A 16,852-nucleotide genomic window follows, 5' to 3' on the forward strand; every position below is an offset into this window, starting at 1 on the left:
TTTAGCACTACGTAAAAATTGATTAGGCTTGGCATTGGGCCCCTAATTGACTCAACATCAAGGTGCTGCTGTCAAAGGTAACGGAGTCTTTCATCGTTTGCCTTAAAAAGGCGTTCATAGCCGGCTGTAATCGAATCGCATTGTCGATGCGCGGATCGCTGCCTTGGCTATAGGCACCAATGGAGATCAAGTCTTTATTTTGCTGGTAAAGCGAGTATACCTGTTTCACTTTGCGCATGGCTTCTAGATGTTCAGGAGTTATCACCATAGGCGCAACACGACTGATCGAGGCTTCGATATCGATGGCAGGATAGTGGCCAGAGTCGGCAAGGCTTCGTGACAGCACGATATGACCATCGAGGATCGCCCTTGAGGCGTCGGCGATGGGATCTTGCAAGTCATCCCCCTCGGTTAATACGGTATAAAACGCAGTAATGGAACCTTGCTTTCCACCACCATTACCAGCTCGCTCGACCAACTTAGGCAGCTTGGCAAACACCGATGGTGGATAACCTTTAGTCGCCGGCGGCTCACCGACGGCCAAGGCTATTTCACGCTGCGCCTGGGCATAGCGAGTTAAGCTATCCATGAGCAGTAGCACGTTATAACCCAAGTCTCGAAAATACTCGGCAATACGAGTCGACGTTTCACAGGCGCGAAGACGCATCAGGGGGGAAGTATCGGCAGGCGCTGCGACCACGACAGATCGCGCTCGCCCTTCTGGCCCTAAAATCTCTTCGATAAACTCTTTCACTTCTCGGCCACGCTCACCAACAAGCCCCACAACAATAATGTCGGCCGTGGTGCCTCTAGTCATCATGCCCAGTAGCACACTCTTACCTACGCCCGAGCCTGCGAATAATCCCATACGCTGGCCCTTACCTACGGTGAGCATAGAATTGATGGCTCTCACGCCAACATCTAAAGGCTCACTGATGGCGCGTCTTGCAAGGGGGTTAATAGCAGGAGCATGACTTGAAGCTTTCTGATCTGTCTTTAAATTGCCTAAGCCATCGATAGGTAAACCACTGCCGTCGAGTACCCGACCAAGGAGTGATAAACCCACATTTAAACCAGATTGTTCACCTAACGGCGTCACTTTAGCGCCAGGGAGTACACCGCGCAGTTCTTCAATAGGCATGAGATAGAGCAGCTGATCATCAAAGCCGATAACCTCGGCAATCAGATCGCCAGACATGGTCTCGATGGCGCACAAGCTACCAACTGCTGCCCGGCAACCGGTTGCTTCTAAGGTTAAGCCCACCACTCGCACTAGTTGACCACTTGCCTCAACCAGAAATGGGTGCACTTTTTGCTGATGTTGAGCCAGCTTATTACGGAGTTGGTGCTGACGGGTCGGCATGCTCACCTTCGTTTGTATTTAAAGAAGCTGTGGCTTGTTGATTATCGACTGCGTTATCGGTTGCTTCTATCTCTGCAGCACCTTGATTAACTAGAGCCTGTCTTTGTGCGAGTAGCGCGTCTTCTTGCTGCTCTTTTAGCTGCAATAGATCTTGCTGATGCTTATCTAATTCTAAGAAAACGCTCTGAATGCGGGTCTCAACAGTCATATCGATATGGCTGCGGCCGCTGTTGATGATGCAGTCACCCGCGGTTAAGCTCGGATCGGCTTCGATTTCCCAGCGGTTTCGTTCTAGCTGAGAGTGAGAGTAGAGCTCGGAGATCAGCATCTCATCACTCGGCGTGACCCGAATATTGACCTTTTGCTCTTTTATCGGCAATGAGTCAACGCCCTGACGCAGCGCCGCTAAAATATGCTCGGGATGAGTTTTTAGCTCATGACCAATAACAGCCTTTGCCAATACCGTTGAGGTATTAAGCAGCTCTTTTTCAATTTCGGTATCTAAAATAGATAAAGGCGCCTCAAACTGACTCAACAGGCTTTCGAAACGTTGCAGCATCTCAGATGCCGCTTGTAACCCCTCTTGATAACCTTGCTGCTGACCTTGAGAAAAGCCCTCGGAGTGTCCCTGTTCAAGCCCCTCTAAGCGGCCTTTTTCTAAGCCTTCGCTATGCCCTTTCTCTTGCCCTTCGGCAAAGCCTTCTTGCTCTGCATGAGCGCGAATATCTTCAATCTCGCTTAAGGTCGGCGGCAGTATAGACTCAACTTCGGCTAGCTCCTCGGCCGGCAGTTGCAAGCTGTGACGACCGAACATATTCAGTGAAGAGGGAGCCTGCTCTTTGCGGATCTCCGGCAGCTCCCAGTGTTCAAATTCACCACTAGTATTGATGCTGGCGCCTTGAGGCTTTTTAGGTTCAGTCATTATAGAAACTCTTCACCGCCTCCACCGCCAAGCATGATCTCTCCGCTGTCACTCAAGCGACGTGCAATAGATAAGATCTCTTTCTGAGCGACTTCAACTTCACTAATTCTAATTGGGCCCATGGCTTCTAAATCATCTCTAAGCAACTCTGCTGCACGCTTAGACATATTGCTGAGTAGCTTCTCTTTGAGCTGATCATCCGCACCTTTCAGTGCCTTCATCAATACATCTTGCTGCACTTCACGCAGTAGAACCTGTATGCCCATATCATCAACCTCACTGAGGTTCTCAAATACAAACATCAAGTCTTGGATCTGTTGCGCCATTTCTTCGTCAGATTCGCGCATTGTCTCCATCAAGTGACTCTCAACCCCAGTATCAAGGTAGTTCATGATATTTGCCGCGGCTTTTAAGCCACCCATCTTAGCGGCCTGTGCACCACCTTGACCAGCAAACTGTTTCTCCATGATATCGTTAAGTTCTTGCAATGCCGCAGGCTGCACCTCTTCAAGGTTAGCAATTCGCATCATCAGGTCTAAACGAGTATTTTCAGGGAACTGGCCAAAAATCTCTGCCGCCTGATCCGGCTCAAGGTAAGACAGTACGATAGTTTGAATCTGAGGATGTTCGTTTTGAATAATCGTCGCGACCTGACGAGCGTCCATCCACTTAAGTGAATCTAGGCCTTTGGCGCCGCCACCCATGATGATCTGCTCAATCAGGTTACCCGCTTTGTCTTCGCCTAATGCCGCCGTTAGGGCTTTACGAACAAACTCTTCGCTGTTAAAACCAATAGAAGAGTATTTTTGAATTTCATCAAGAAACAGCTTGTGAACGCCAATGACTTTCTCTTGTCCAAAGTCTTGCATCGCCGCCATCGCCATACCCACTTTCTGCACCTGCTTAGGCTCAAGGTGCTTTAGGATAGACGCAGCATCACTCTCACTCAGGCTTAATAACAAAATTGCGGTTTTCTCGATGCCACTTAAATCACTTGTCTTTAAGGCCGCAGCTTCAGGCTTAACTTCTACATTGGTATTATTTGTCATCTTCAAGTAACCAGTTTTTCACGACTTGTGTCGATAGTTCAGGCTCATTAGCCACTAGTGCACGAATAGCCTTAATCATGTCATCGTCTTTATGCAGATTAGGGATCATAATAGAACCATCATCGGCATAGCTGTATTCTGCCTCGGGGCGTTGTAGCATGCCTAAGGTATCGGCTGCATACTGATCTTCAATTTCAGCGAGTTCACCGCCAGTTTGTGGCTCATCGGGCATTTTGACGCTATCAGGATAAACCAGTTTTTTCAGCATTGGACGAACGACAGCCAGAATCAACACTAAAACAACCAGCGCACCGAGCATTAACTTTACCGCACGCCAGAACCAAGGTTGTTCCCACATCTCTAGTGCTGGCGCATCTTCGATAAGCTGATCCATAAATGGCACGGTAACCACTTCAATAATATCGCCGCGTTGAGTATTAAAACCAACCGCCCCTTCAAGCAAGCGGCGGATATTGGCCAGTTCTTGCTCGGTACGTGGTACGCGGTTAACACTACCATCTTCCGATACAGGGCCATTTTTAAAATCAACCGCAACCGATACACTCACACGTCTTAGGGTACCCACTTGCTGGCGAGTGTGGCTAATAGTGGTATTAAGCTCAAAGTTTCGGGTTGCTTCTTTATGAGAACTACCTGATGTTTGTTTTACCGTCTCAACAGCATTAACTTCCTGAGGAATATCGGCATCCATAGGAGGTTGATTAGACAATGCGCCAGGAATACCACCGCTAGTACCGCCTGCGGAGTTATTTTCGACCACCATCTCGCTTCTTAGCGCGGGTAAATCAGGGTTATAGCGCTTTGCTGTTTGCTCAACGGCGGTAAAATCCATGCTGACATCGACCTGAGAGGTAAAATTCTCAGGGCCTAGGATAGGCATTAAAATCGACTCGACCTTAGTGCGATATTCAGACTCTTTTTGCTGAACGATTTCAAGCTCGCGGCGGGCAATGGCAGAAGCGCCATCTTGGGTTCCGGAGTTTAACAGACGACCGTTTGCATCGGTGACTGTAACCTTGTTCGGTTCGAGGTTATGAACGGCAGAGGCGACGATATCGACAATTGAGTCGACTTCTTCCTGACTTAAACCACTACGACGAGTACTCACCACTACGGTTGCACTTGGTTTAGAGCGGTTGCGGGCAAACACGTTCTCTCTCGGTAAGGCTAGAATCACTTTGGCACGAGAGACGCTCTTTAACTCTTCGATAGCGCGGGCAAGGTTTTGCTCTTGGCTATGTTTAAGACGCGCCTGCTCCATGCGCTGACTTACACCAAAACCACTGTCTTTATTTAAAAAGTCATTATTGGCTTCTTGGTTATCTAGCCCTTCGCGGCTCAATAACATTTTCACATCTTGATATTTATCTTCAGGAACTTTTACAACATCGCCTTGGATTTCGTACTTAACTTGATTTTTATCAAGCACATCCAAAACTTGCACCATTTCTGCGGTGTTCATCTGTCCCAGAGGGCGATATTCTGGCTCTTGCGCCCAGATCATGACAAAAACAGCCACGGCTAGACAGATAGCAAGTGCCAGAATCATAGTCACTTGACGTAGCATATCGACGCCACCAAGGGAGCCCATAATGCCTGGCTTATGCTCTTCTTGAACGCCTGATGTTTGTGGACTCGCTGCTAAACCAGAGCCTGTTCCTACGACCATTTCTGTACTCACTGTTGTACCCTACGTTTAAGTGATAAAGGCCTAAACAGGCATACTCATAATTTCTTTATAAGCTTCTACAAGCTTATTTCGTACTTGTACCGTTGCCTCAAAAGCAACACTCGATTTTTCTCTGGCGATCACGGTATCAGATAACGTCACTGTGGTATCTCCCATATCGAGTCGAGTGGCGAGATTAGCAGCGTTTGATTGAAGTTCGCTCACATTTCCAACAGCTTGGGAGAGCAACTGACCAAAATCACTGCCCGAGGTATTTTGAACCTGACGCGTGATCCCAGTTTGAATGCTTGAAGTGCCGATTTGACCATTGAGTGACTGCATCTCTTGCAGTAATGAATTCGCACCTATTTGCATAGCTATCTCCCATGTCGATTTCTTGACGAAAATGTTGATATAGCTAGATAATGCAATTTGCTTGCCAGTTGTTCAACGGAAGGTTAAAGCTGAGAAGGACGCTACGCTGTGAGGACGTGACTACGTCACTGCGAGGACGGGCTACGCCCTTCTAGAAAAAGCCGCGACGAACAAGCAAACACGAACGGCCTGCGATAAAAGAAGGTCCTAGGTACTAGGAAAAGCGAAGACGAACGGCCTGCGGCCTTACGGAACGCTACACTTACGGTAAAACAGATAAAAGCATAAACGATTTAGAGCCGAATGAAGCTAAGACGAAAAAATCGGAAAATCTTGTACCATCTTAGCTTGTACCGTCTCTTCCTAGCCCTTTTTTAACGTAGGTCGGGATTTATCCCGACAAACCTTGTGTTTACCTCCCTGATTGATGGGCTGAAGCCCAACCTACAAAAAATTATTTTATGTGCTCTCAGCTTTTACTGTCAGCGCAGCGAACATTCTGTCTTCCATGAGCGAAGCGTTCGGCTCTTGTGCTTTTCCTAGGACCTAGAAGCGCAGCGCCCTCGAAGGACGAAGTCCGCTCTAGGTTTATCTTAGCTTGTACCGTCAGCGCAGCGTTCCGTAAGTGAGCTTGCGAACGTTCTGTCTTCCGTGAGCGAAGCGTTCGGCTCTTGTTCTTTTCCTAGGACCTAGAAGCGCAGCGCCCTCGAAGGACGAAGTCCGCTCTAGGTTTATCTTAGCTTGTACCGTCAGCGCAGCGTTCCGTAAGTGAGCCTGCGAACGTCCTAGAACCTTATCTGTGAGTGAGCCTGCGAACGTTCCGTTTTCCGTGAGCGAAGCGTTCATCTCAGCCTTTGACTCGTCCTTCTTAGCTTTTAAGCCGGTATTTGTATGCCTAGTTCGCGCATTTTAGCCATCTTATAACGCAGTGTTCTGGCACTAATACCTAGCTTCTCGGCGACAAGCTTACGACTGCCGTCACACTGAGTTAAGGTCTCCAAAATAATCACATGCTCTTGTGCCTTTAACTCGTCACCTAAACCATCAAGTTCAACAGGTTTACTTTCAGCCATAGGTATTACCTCGGCAGTAAAACCTAGCTCTTGCGAGTCGATAATAATATCTGCCGCCGTCACCTCTGCCGACACAGATAGGATGAGTGCTCTTTGCACCACATTATCGAGTTCGCGTACGTTGCCCGGCCACCGATGAGTCAATAGGCGGCGGGTGGCGCACTCACTAAATTCTGGCACTTCACTGCGGTTGGCAAGTAACGCATGGCGTTGCAACAGATGCCTTGCTAGTGGCAAGATATCCGCTGGTCGTTGGCTTAATGACGGCCAAGTCAGCGGGAAGACATTAATTCGGTAGTACAAGTCTTCCCTAAATTCGCCCGATGACGCCATGGCTTTAAGGTCGCGATTCGAGGTGGCCAACACCCGTACATTGAGCTTAATCGTTTTACGGCCGCCTAAACGCTCAACTTCGCGCTCTTGTAGTACCCGCAGCAGCTTGGCTTGCAAGCCGACTTCCATCTCAGATATTTCATCAAGCAGCAAAGTGCCACCTTGTGCCTGTTCAAACTTGCCAGGACAGGCTTGATAAGCGCCGGTAAAAGCGCCCTTCTCATAGCCAAACAATGTCGCCTCAAGCATATTTTCAGGGATGGCCGCACAGTTAATCGCGACAAATGGCTGTTCGGCACGTTGACTGTTCTGATGAATATAGCGCGCCAATACCTCTTTACCACTACCGCTCGGCCCCATGATCATCACAGAGGCATCTGATGCTGCAACCCGCTGCGCCAATGCCAACAGTGCAATACTCTTTTCATCGGCAACGATTGGCGTGCCTTCCACCACTTTGGCAGGCATATAACGAGAGACTTGATTGAGGAGTACCTCTGACGAAAACGGCTTAGCCAAATAATCGACCGCGCCAAGTTTCATCGCATTGACCGCGTTATCTATGGTCGCATATGCGGTCATCAACAATACTGGAATTTTGGGGTGATGTTGCTGCATATAGTTGAGCAAGCCTATGCCTCCAACGCCCTCCATTTGCACGTCGCTTATCACCATATCGAAAGCTTGCCCCTTTAGCGCCAAAATAGCTTCTTCTGCCGAAGCGACATCGACACAGTCATAATGAGCTAACATCAAGGTATCGAGCAGTGCTTCACGCAGCGAAGCATCGTCCTCAACGAGTAACAATCTACCTTCAGACATGCTCATTATCTCCTTGAGTTTCATTGTGAGCCTTATTGAGCGAAAGCAATGGAAACTTCAGCGAAGCCGTACAGCCATTACCTAGATGACAACTGAACTGCATCTTACCGCCATGATTATTCACCACCGCCTGAACCACGGCTAAACCTAAACCTGTACCTTGAGACTTAGTCGTAAAGAATGGCTCTAGTACCTTTTGCTGCATGTTGGCATCTAGCCCCTTACCATTATCGATAACATCTAGGTGTAATGCGGTTTGAGTGTCATATGCGTGCAAGGTAATTTGGCTAGCCTCAGCTTCTAAACTGTTCATCACAAGGTTATTTATTGCCGAGCAAAGCGCCGCATCATTAGCACGAACTTTCTGTTTTGATTCATTGTTAAATATCAGCTTACAGCCTTTTTGCTCCGCTATTGGCTGACAATTACTTAATACATTATCGACTACTTCGTCGATGACCAGAATTGAGTCGAGTTCCTGTTGACGCCCTTTGGCCATTAATAGCATATCGTTAACTTGATGCTCTAACTCATTGAGTCTGTCGACTAGCTTGCCTTGAAAGCGCTTACGCGAGTCCTCTGATATTTTAGGACTCGCCAAGTTTGAGGCATATAGCAGAGCTGCACTTAAAGGCGTTCGCACTTGATGGGCAAGCGTTGCCACCATCTTCCCCAACGCCGATAACCTTTGTAGGTGCGATAAGTTTTTTTGCAGCAAACGGGTTTCTGTTAAATCCGTCAGCACGATAAGCTGACCGGGCTCTGGCGTAAGCGGTGTAATCGCAAGTTTTACTCGGCGACCGTTACGCAATGATACTTCATGACCATCATCATCTTGTGGCGAGAATGCACGGTTAATGATTTGCAGCCAGCGTTGGCCTTCTAATGGACTGCCTAAGAGCTCGACTGCGACCGGGTTAGCCTCGGTAACAATGCCATCACCGCTGATAATCACCACCCCAGATGGCATCGCCTGCAGAATATGATCCATACGATTAGACATATTAGCGGCTTGCTGAACGTCAACCAAGTGCGGGCGCTTCGCCGCTCTTGCGCTGGCTGAATCGCTGGCCTCGACTTGTGACTGTGGAATAGCTGACATGGTAACCCCGTCAAAAAAACTGCATTTGAATGGGGGTCAAGCAGGAATTATGCCAGTTGTTTTTGAAAGAAGGACGCTGCGCTGCGAGGGCGTCACTTCGTGACTTCTAGGTTCTAGGTTAAAGCTGAGACGGAAATGCAGAGATGGAACGGCCAGCGGCCTTACGGCACGTGACTATTTAATTGAATTGCAGGTCACTACGGAACGCTTCGCTTACGGAAAATCGGCGAAGGACGCTACGCTGCGAGGACGTGACTACGTCACTGCGAGGGCGTCGCGTTGCGACTTCGAGATCCTAGGAAAGCATAAAGACTAAAGCAATAACATACATAAACCTATGCATGCTTTTGACTTTGCTTGTGCTTTTCCTAGGGCCTAGAAGCAAAGCGTTCTGTGAGTGAGCCTGCGAACGTCCTAGCAGCCCGCAGGGCGCCCTTCTTGGCTTTAGTCTTTACTTAACCCGTACTTACGCATTTTCTCAACTAAGGTGGTACGGCGAATACCTAGCATTTCTGCTGCGCGGGCAACCACGCTATCTTGTTGATCCAGTGCTTGTCTGATCATATCGATCTCAAGCTCTGCCAATAAGTCTTTTAAGTTGACCCCTTCAGGTGGCAACTCACTCGGGAATCGTGTCTCAGGGATCTCTATTGGCTCTTCATCATTAAAGATAGAAGCCAAAGCATCACGTTCAAGTTGCTCTTCACTTACTTCAACGCAATACTCAGGAACATCGATATGGCGATACTTGATAGGCAAGTCATTAACATCGACCAATCCACCCGGATAAAGAATCGTTAAACGCTCAACCAAGTTAGACAGTTCACGTACGTTACCCGACCAAGAATGCTCTTTCAAAGACTCGATAGCTCGCTGAGTGAAGCGAACACGACCGCGACCTTCGTTATATACTCGGCTAACTAATTCTTGCAGTAATAGTGGAATATCTTCTTTGCGCTCACACAAGGCAGGCATTTCGACAGGGAAAACATTGAGGCGATAGTAGAGATCTTCTCGAAAATCCCCCTTTTCAATCATGGTTTCCAAGTTTCTATGGGTTGCGGCGACAACGCGAACATCGGCTGAAATCGACTTACTGCCGCCGACTCTCTCAAACATACGCTCTTGCAGAACACGTAATAATTTAACTTGCATCTGCAGTGGCATATCGCCAATTTCATCGAGGAATAAGGTGCCTTTCTCAGCAAGTTCGAACCGGCCTTTACGTGCACTAATTGCGCCAGTGAATGAACCCTTTTCATGACCAAAAAGCTCACTCTCCAATAATTCTGGAGGGATTGCGCCGCAGTTGACTGGAATAAACGGCCCGTCACGGCGATCTGAAATATAGTGAATATTACGAGCAACAACCTCTTTACCCGTACCTGATTGCCCTAGTATGAGTACCGTAGCCTCAGAGCTAGCCACCTGATTAATAAGGTGACGAACATTAGCAATCCCCTCACTACGGCCCACTAAACTTCTAAATAATTTAGTCTGATTTGCACTGGTTGGGATCTCTGGACGCTTAACTTGACCATAGACCTGACAAAAGTGAAGTAACTCTGTTAACTGTGGATAGTTTAAAGGTTCTTCAATGCAGCCGAGAATATTCGACGTTTTAATGTCGCCTCTTTCCCCTAGCATCAAAAAAGGCTGCCATGGAAGCGTACCAGTCAATGACTGGATAAGTTCTTTCGGTTGGTTCTCAGAGGGTAAAACAATCGCACGAAAGCGCGTCTGTTTAGTATGCGTTTCAAGTTTATCGAAGTCGATCAACTCGACCTGCTCTCCTAAAAACTCAAATACACACGATAAGCGATTAATTCGCTCTGACTGGTTACCGACAAGTAGAATTCGTTGATCTGTTTGCATCATTCCGAAGGCCGTTAGGCTCAAATATTTCAGCGCATTAATTATTAGTGTTCGTTGCTTTTCTCAAGCTAATTGTTCAAGCCAGTAGTTATCTAGAGTTATCCTCAAATATCTACTAAATAGAATAGTGTATTATCAGCCCGTTATTAGCAAGCCCCTGATGTATTTTATGAGGAGCTTAGTAAGTTTTAGGTTAAAAACTCTACTTTACAATCAGTAGTTAGACGTATTTTTGACAGGTGACAAAAAGGAGACATAATTGTCCCCTCTTTACTCTCAACTTCTATATAGCATCTGCATGAGAGTCAATATGATGCTTATCAGCTGGAATGGCGTCCCAACCTTCTTTAATCGTTCTAATGATCGCACTGACATCATCTAATGCCTTCACATCATTATTTAAATTTGCTTCAGAGATCCGGCGCAGCATAAAGTCGTAAAGATCATTAAGATTCTTGGCAACATCACCACCCGCTTCCATATTCAAACTGTTGTTCAAACCAGTAATGATCCCGATAGCTTTACCAATAAATATACCTTTATTAGCAAGGTCATTATTTTCAATCGCATAGCGACTCTGTGCAATACGTTGCAACGCACCATCAAACATCATTTGAATGATGCGATGTGGTGATGCGACTGCTATCTCACTTTCTAGCGAAACCTTTCGATATGATTGAAGAGAACTTCTCATTTTAACCTACCTATTAGCATCTATAGCCTTGTAAACATTCAGCTGTCGTTTACTTTTACGCCCAGCATGAAGCAGGGATTGCCGATGTTCCTTAATCACTTTAGCTTTAGCCTCAAATGATTGCGTTATCAATAGCTGCTCTTTCAACTGTGCAGCATCGGCATCGGTTGCATTAGCAAATGTGCTTGCGAGTAAAAGTTGACGCTTCCCAACAAGTTCTTGCAAATATGATACCAACTCATCGGTAGACTCATCTTCAGCTACGACTTGATTAAGAGTGACTAACACCTTCTCCAGTTCTTGGTTTAACTCAGATAAAGACTGCAAACTAAACTCCTAAACTAACTAAAGCGAAATAACTATTGTCCAACGACACCAGGCAATGAATTCAGACGCTCAGCAAGGCCTGCGCTTTGTTGGTTCAACTGACCTACAATCAAGTCCATGGCGTTAAACTGTTTGAACAGACGGGCTTGCAGCATTTCCATCTTTAATGAAAATGATTCTCGTTGATCATCCAATCGCTGCTGCTCCGCTGTTAATGCGTTATTGCGGCTATCAATTAACCCACCAGACTTCACATAGCCATCTACAACCGTATCTAAGCTGCTGGCAATCCCCGTATCTGGAGTGGAAAACAACCCCTCAACGGCCCCCATGTCTTCGGTCAATGCCTTATCAAGCTTTTCGTCATTGATGGACATCTTGCCGTATCTGTCGGTTTCGATGCCAATGTCATAAAGCGCAATCGTTTCACCATCGACATCAACACGGTTACTGATCATATTACGCAGTTGTGATTCGATAGAACGGATCATCGAGTCACCTTGGAGGGCTGCAGCCTCCTCTTTTTCTACATCATATTTTGACAGGCTATCTATTGACTCAATGAGTGTATTATAGGCATCAACAAAACCTTTAATGTTTTCCTTAACAGCCTCATCATCTTGCTCAATTTTTAAGGTGGAGGTTTTATTAACATCGGCATCGGTAAGCGATAGCGTTACACCTGCAATTGCATTTTCAACATTATTGCTTTGCGAAGTCACTTTCTGACCATCAATATAAACCACGGCATTTTGTGCCGCTTGTAATTCGGTCAAGTTACCCGCACCAAACATATCATTGAGGCCAGAGCCAACCGTATCAGTTGCTGTTACGCTGACTTGGTTGTCAGTACCAGACTCATCTGAACTAAAGACCAACCGGCTACCGCCATCACTTTTAATAATGGTTGCAGTAACACCTGAATTATCGGCTGATTCGTTAACTTTTTTAGCGATAGCTTCAAGTGAATCTCCCGCCTCAATATCAACAGAGAAGGCTTTACCATTAACGGAAAGATCGAGAGTTCCCTGACCAACAGGTGCCGTAGCATCAGCCACATTAACGCCAGCCACTTTATGAAAGCTAGCTAGCTGCTCTACTTGTACTTGATAGCTGCCCGATTGTGCATTCTTATCTGCAGTCGCGGTAAAAAAGTCACTTTCACCGGTAGAGACTTTGCGGATATTAAGTGCATTTGGATCGCTCAGTTTTTCTAAAGCATCTTGGAAAGTCGACAACTGGCTCTTAAGAGTACCAATAGCGGAGACCTTTGATTCAATAGTCTCTTCCGTTTTATCGAAAATCGCTTCTTTGGGTATTTTTTCGGCATCAACTAACACCCCAACAATGGTGTTGATATCTAAGCCAGAACCTATACCGGTTGCTGTTAATGCCATTTTTGCCCCCTAGACAAAATAGTTTAATTTTTGACGCGCCTGTTATGCTTCAGTCTTAAGCAAGGATCCCGCCACTTCTGCAAGCTTTTGTGCCAACTCTAACGCTTCTTCATTTGGGATCTGCCGAATAACATCGCCTGAGTCGACATCCATAACACTAACAACGCTCTGACCTGAGTATTCATCAACTTTAAAAGCTAAGCCTTTGCGCATCAATGACATCATATCAGTAAGCTCATTAACGACACCATGTAGCATTTCCTGTTGCGTTTCAGACTCCTCATTAACCAAAGCATTATTTAGCGCATCATTACTCTGGTTTTGTTGCCCTAAACCTGCCGATTTCTCAGTCTCCTGAACAGGAGGGGAGACTTCCAATTTTATCGCTGTAGGGTTTGTGGAACCTGCGTAACTCACATCCATTGTCATATCTACCTCCACAACACTCTTAAAGACGCCAACCTCTACTCATAACGCCATATAATACAAACAATAAAGGGAGACTCATAACGAATCTCCCTTTTAAATTACCGCTTTAAGCTTTTACTCTCAAACTGGAGCAAACTCGATTAAAGAAGAGATAAAGCGACTTGTGGTAACTGGTTTGCCTGTGCAAGCATAGCTGAACCTGTTTGCTGTAGCACTTGGTTCTTAGTCATTGCAGCAGTTTCTTTAGCGAAGTCCACATCTACGATACGGCTCTTAGCATCTGCAACGTTAGCTTGAGTGTTTGCACTGTTGCTGATGTTGTGAGATAGACGGTTTTGAATCGCACCTAGCTCTGCTCGCTGACCATCGATATTTTTGATTGCCGCGTCAAGTTTACCAATTGCAGCATCACGACCAGCTGAAGTCGTTACGTCTAGTGTACCAACAGACAGTGTTGTAGCATCAGTCTTTTTAACGGTAACCGTTACGTCTTCACCATCTTGGTGACCAACTTGGAAGCTCTTACCACCAGAGAAACCACCGTCCATTAGTTTGGTATTACCAAATGCGGTAGTGTCACCGATAGAAGTGATCTCTGTCGCTAACTCATCCATTTCAGCTTTGATTGCTGTTAGGTCGTCTGCACTGTTTGCACCGTTTTCAGATTGAATGGCAAGGTCACGCATACGCTGAAGCATGTTTGTTTGCTCCTGCATCGCACCTTCAGAGATTTGCGCAATCGAAATTGCATCGTTAGCGTTACGCATACCAACTTCTAGACCACGAACCTGTGAATCTAGACGGTTAGAAATTGCAAGACCCGCAGCATCGTCTTTCGCACCATTAATACGAAGACCACTTGATAGACGCTCCATAGAGGTAGCCAAGTTTTGGCTAGAAGCATTCAAGTTCTTTTGTGCTTTCATTGAAGTCACGTTTGTATTTACTGTAATAGCCATAATTTGTTTCCTCTTAAAATACCTGGCTTTAAAACTTGCCTGTCTATTTACGCCAGGCGGGTCTATTGGGTTACAGTAACTTTAACGGCAGTGATTTTTTAATCTTTAGTGCTTTTTAAAAAAAATTTAGTACTTTTAATGCACACCTTTATAAAACAATAACTTAAAGAAATATAAAAATGATAATTTGTTGATATAAACAGAAAATCCATATTCACTGCCTCGGCAGTCAATATGGATCTTTCTCACTCATCTGCTACTGCAGATTATCTGTCTAATTCAGCTAGAACATTAGCCAAGAAGAGATAGTGCAACTTGTGGTAGCTGATTAGCTTGAGCAAGCATAGAGCTACCTGTTTGTTGTAGTACCTGATTCTTTGTCATCTCAGCGGTTTCTTTAGCAAAATCGACATCCACGATACGGCTCTTAGCATCGGCAACGTTTGCCTGAGTATTAGCACTGTTACTGATGTTATGAGACAGGCGATTTTGTACCGCACCGAGCTCTGCACGTTGTGTATCGATATTTTTAATCGCCGCATCAATCTGACCAATAGCGGTATCACGGCCCGCTGAAGTTGTTACATCTAGCGCATTAACAGACAGCGTAGTCGCGTCAGTCTTTTTAACGGTAACCGTTACATCTTCACCATCTTGGTGGCCGACCTGGAAGTTCTTACCGCCAGAGAAATCACCCGTCAATAGCTTGGTATTACCGAAAGCAGTACTGTCGCCAATAGCTGTAATTTCAGTGACTAACTGATCCATCTCTTCTTTAATAGCCGTTAAATCATCAGCGCTGTTGGCACCGTTTTCAGATTGGATAGCTAAGTCACGCATACGCTGCAGCATGTTTGTCTGTTCCTGCATCGCGCCTTCAGAGATTTGCGCAATCGAAATTGCATCGTTAGCGTTACGCATGCCAACTTCAAGACCGCGAACCTGTGAGTTCAAACGGTTAGAGATCGCCAAACCTGCAGCATCATCTTTTGCACTGTTAATACGAAGACCACTAGATAGACGCTCCATTGATGTCGCTAGACCCTGACTAGAGGTATTAAGGTTCTTCTGTGCCTTCATCGATGTAACGTTAGTATTAACGGTAATAGCCATCTTTAATTTCCTTTATCTAAAGTTGCCGCCAAGACTTCAGACTTGGCTAATTTCGGTTAATTTGAGTTCGAGTTATTTAGGCCCACATTACCTATTAGATATAATCAAATAGTGACACTGTGCCGACCTTAGTAAATACGCTTGATGCGGCATTTAGAGCTTGTTGCTGTTGCTCCAATTGCGTTATCGCCTCGGCATAATCTAAATCTTCCAACATAGATAAAGCCGAGTTGTTTACAATCTTTTCTTCTTCATGAGTCGCGCTATAACTGTCTAAGCTTTTTAAGCTATTACCAGCTACACCTCGTGCAACATCCAATTGTTTCATTCCGCTGTCGATATTATTCAACATCTGTGCCAACTCTGACTTACCTGCGGGTGTATTTACCTTATTGGGATCTTCGATTAGCGCAATGGCACTATTAATGGTATCCAGCAAACTTACTTCAGGCTTATGCTCCATGGTAAATGAGTCCCCCGGTGCGGGTTTACCATCGAGTTTCACTTCTATACCGTTAAATGAAACTGGGTTGTTGGGATCAAATGCTGTCACCGTGGTTACTACTGTGTTTGACGAATCTCTAACCTCTAAATCATTACCTACCATGTTAAATGTGTAGGTATCTGCAAGGTGTGTCGCTGGATCTGTCACTTTAGCGCTCTCGACGCAAAACTCACCCGTTTGAGAGGCCAAATAATTGACGCTATAATCCCCTAAACCATTAGCAGAATTCATAAAAGCGAGATCACCAGGAATATTGGCACCAATAGTCGTGCCCGATGCAACCACGCTATCTCGTACGCCACTATCACCGTGATATACCACATTACCGCTGGCATCGAATTCAAAAGGCTGACTGTCGGTATTAAATCCACTGAACAAGTAATTACCCGATTCATCCTTACTGTTGGCTATCACCATCAACTCTTCTAGGCTTCCGCGCATCTCATCGGCAACAGTTTGCCGATCAGAGTCGGTTAATGTGCCGTTTACTGCCCTAAGAACTTGCTCCCTGACACTGCTAGCGATCGTTGCCGCACTGCCAAGTTTACTTTCAGAGATAGACAGACGGTTTTTGGTATAATCAATATTTTTCAAAAACTGATCGACTATGGCATTTTGTTGATTCAGATTGCCAATTCCCGCAGCCGCAACCGGATCATCCCCAGCAGTATTAACGCGCTTCCCTGTCGATAACTGCTCTATAATCTGGCTCGTTAGCGATTGCTTTTGAGTCACACTATTAATGTTTTGATGAAACATTTGCGCGGTTGAAATTCGCATAGTCTTAATTCCTAAATCCTATTCCTGTGGTCACTCTTTAAAGC

At 45.9% G+C, this 16,852-nt stretch carries 15 protein-coding genes; all 15 read right to left on the reverse strand.

Features of this window, described 5'->3' with window-relative positions:
* Positions 1-22: 22 nt before the first annotated feature.
* The gene (fliI, locus tag Q1A86_RS12940) at positions 23-1,363 is read right to left on the reverse strand and encodes a flagellar protein export ATPase FliI (protein WP_299807181.1); all 1,341 of its coding nucleotides are present in this window, start codon (positions 1,361-1,363) and stop codon (positions 23-25) included.
* A complete protein-coding gene (fliH, locus tag Q1A86_RS12945; RefSeq protein WP_299807183.1) occupies positions 1,335-2,285 on the reverse strand; it encodes a flagellar assembly protein FliH in 951 nt (316 codons plus the stop codon). Before fliH ends, fliI begins: the two co-directional genes overlap by 29 nt.
* Positions 2,285-3,334: a flagellar motor switch protein FliG gene (gene fliG, locus Q1A86_RS12950; protein WP_299807185.1), complete on the reverse strand. Its 1,050-nt coding sequence runs from the start codon at positions 3,332-3,334 to the stop codon at positions 2,285-2,287. Before fliG ends, fliH begins: the two co-directional genes overlap by 1 nt.
* Positions 3,324-5,024, reverse strand: coding sequence for a flagellar basal-body MS-ring/collar protein FliF (gene fliF, locus Q1A86_RS12955; RefSeq protein ID WP_299807353.1), 1,701 nt, complete (start codon positions 5,022-5,024; stop codon positions 3,324-3,326). Before fliF ends, fliG begins: the two co-directional genes overlap by 11 nt.
* A gap of 42 nt (positions 5,025-5,066) precedes the next feature.
* Entirely contained in the window at positions 5,067-5,399 is a 333-nt protein-coding gene (gene fliE, locus Q1A86_RS12960; protein WP_299807187.1) for a flagellar hook-basal body complex protein FliE, read from the reverse strand.
* Positions 5,400-6,274: 875 nt separating this feature from the next.
* A complete protein-coding gene (locus tag Q1A86_RS12965; protein WP_299807190.1) occupies positions 6,275-7,627 on the reverse strand; it encodes a sigma-54 dependent transcriptional regulator in 1,353 nt (450 codons plus the stop codon).
* The gene (locus Q1A86_RS12970) at positions 7,620-8,729 is read right to left on the reverse strand and encodes an ATP-binding protein (protein WP_299807192.1); all 1,110 of its coding nucleotides are present in this window, start codon (positions 8,727-8,729) and stop codon (positions 7,620-7,622) included. The genes Q1A86_RS12965 and Q1A86_RS12970 overlap by 8 nt, the downstream gene beginning before the upstream one ends.
* Before the next feature lie 444 nt (positions 8,730-9,173).
* Positions 9,174-10,607 (reverse strand): sigma-54 dependent transcriptional regulator, encoded by a 1,434-nt coding sequence (locus tag Q1A86_RS12975; protein WP_299807194.1) that lies wholly within the window; start codon positions 10,605-10,607, stop codon positions 9,174-9,176.
* A gap of 280 nt (positions 10,608-10,887) precedes the next feature.
* Positions 10,888-11,298 (reverse strand): flagellar export chaperone FliS, encoded by a 411-nt coding sequence (fliS, locus tag Q1A86_RS12980; protein WP_299807196.1) that lies wholly within the window; start codon positions 11,296-11,298, stop codon positions 10,888-10,890.
* Between the two features lie 6 nt (positions 11,299-11,304).
* Positions 11,305-11,625 (reverse strand): hypothetical protein, encoded by a 321-nt coding sequence (locus Q1A86_RS12985; protein WP_299807198.1) that lies wholly within the window; start codon positions 11,623-11,625, stop codon positions 11,305-11,307.
* A 32-nt stretch (positions 11,626-11,657) separates the two neighbouring features.
* The gene (gene fliD / locus Q1A86_RS12990; RefSeq protein ID WP_299807200.1) at positions 11,658-13,022 is read right to left on the reverse strand and encodes a flagellar filament capping protein FliD; all 1,365 of its coding nucleotides are present in this window, start codon (positions 13,020-13,022) and stop codon (positions 11,658-11,660) included.
* A 42-nt stretch (positions 13,023-13,064) separates the two neighbouring features.
* Complete coding sequence (locus Q1A86_RS12995) at positions 13,065-13,451, reverse strand: flagellar protein FlaG (RefSeq protein WP_299807202.1); 387 nt, start codon at positions 13,449-13,451, stop codon at positions 13,065-13,067.
* Positions 13,452-13,591: 140 nt separating this feature from the next.
* The gene (locus Q1A86_RS13000; RefSeq protein ID WP_299807204.1) at positions 13,592-14,410 is read right to left on the reverse strand and encodes a flagellin; all 819 of its coding nucleotides are present in this window, start codon (positions 14,408-14,410) and stop codon (positions 13,592-13,594) included.
* A 291-nt stretch (positions 14,411-14,701) separates the two neighbouring features.
* Complete coding sequence (locus tag Q1A86_RS13005; protein WP_299807206.1) at positions 14,702-15,523, reverse strand: flagellin; 822 nt, start codon at positions 15,521-15,523, stop codon at positions 14,702-14,704.
* 94 nt (positions 15,524-15,617) lie between these two features.
* The gene (flgL, locus tag Q1A86_RS13010; RefSeq protein WP_299807207.1) at positions 15,618-16,808 is read right to left on the reverse strand and encodes a flagellar hook-associated protein FlgL; all 1,191 of its coding nucleotides are present in this window, start codon (positions 16,806-16,808) and stop codon (positions 15,618-15,620) included.
* Positions 16,809-16,852 lie beyond the last annotated feature (44 nt).

This window comes from uncultured Shewanella sp. (assembly GCF_947497935.1).
Classification (GTDB): domain Bacteria; phylum Pseudomonadota; class Gammaproteobacteria; order Enterobacterales; family Shewanellaceae; genus Shewanella.

What these genes read in the sequence shown, in the direction of transcription:
- fliI (WP_299807181.1), bottom strand. Translation starts at nt 1,363, where the DNA reads ATGCCGACCCGTCAGCACCAACTCCGTAATAAGCTGGCTCAACATCAG.
- fliH (WP_299807183.1), bottom strand. Translation starts at nt 2,285, where the DNA reads ATGACTGAACCTAAAAAGCCTCAAGGCGCCAGCATCAATACTAGTGGT.
- fliG (WP_299807185.1), bottom strand. Translation starts at nt 3,334, where the DNA reads ATGACAAATAATACCAATGTAGAAGTTAAGCCTGAAGCTGCGGCCTTA.
- fliF (WP_299807353.1), bottom strand. Translation starts at nt 5,024, where the DNA reads ATGGTCGTAGGAACAGGCTCTGGTTTAGCAGCGAGTCCACAAACATCA.
- fliE (WP_299807187.1), bottom strand. Translation starts at nt 5,399, where the DNA reads ATGCAAATAGGTGCGAATTCATTACTGCAAGAGATGCAGTCACTCAAT.
- Q1A86_RS12965 (WP_299807190.1), bottom strand. Translation starts at nt 7,627, where the DNA reads ATGTCTGAAGGTAGATTGTTACTCGTTGAGGACGATGCTTCGCTGCGT.
- Q1A86_RS12970 (WP_299807192.1), bottom strand. Translation starts at nt 8,729, where the DNA reads ATGTCAGCTATTCCACAGTCACAAGTCGAGGCCAGCGATTCAGCCAGC.
- Q1A86_RS12975 (WP_299807194.1), bottom strand. Translation starts at nt 10,607, where the DNA reads ATGATGCAAACAGATCAACGAATTCTACTTGTCGGTAACCAGTCAGAG.
- fliS (WP_299807196.1), bottom strand. Translation starts at nt 11,298, where the DNA reads ATGAGAAGTTCTCTTCAATCATATCGAAAGGTTTCGCTAGAAAGTGAG.
- fliD (WP_299807200.1), bottom strand. Translation starts at nt 13,022, where the DNA reads ATGGCATTAACAGCAACCGGTATAGGTTCTGGCTTAGATATCAACACC.
- Q1A86_RS12995 (WP_299807202.1), bottom strand. Translation starts at nt 13,451, where the DNA reads ATGACAATGGATGTGAGTTACGCAGGTTCCACAAACCCTACAGCGATA.
- Q1A86_RS13000 (WP_299807204.1), bottom strand. Translation starts at nt 14,410, where the DNA reads ATGGCTATTACAGTAAATACAAACGTGACTTCAATGAAAGCACAAAAG.
- Q1A86_RS13005 (WP_299807206.1), bottom strand. Translation starts at nt 15,523, where the DNA reads ATGGCTATTACCGTTAATACTAACGTTACATCGATGAAGGCACAGAAG.
- flgL (WP_299807207.1), bottom strand. Translation starts at nt 16,808, where the DNA reads ATGCGAATTTCAACCGCGCAAATGTTTCATCAAAACATTAATAGTGTG.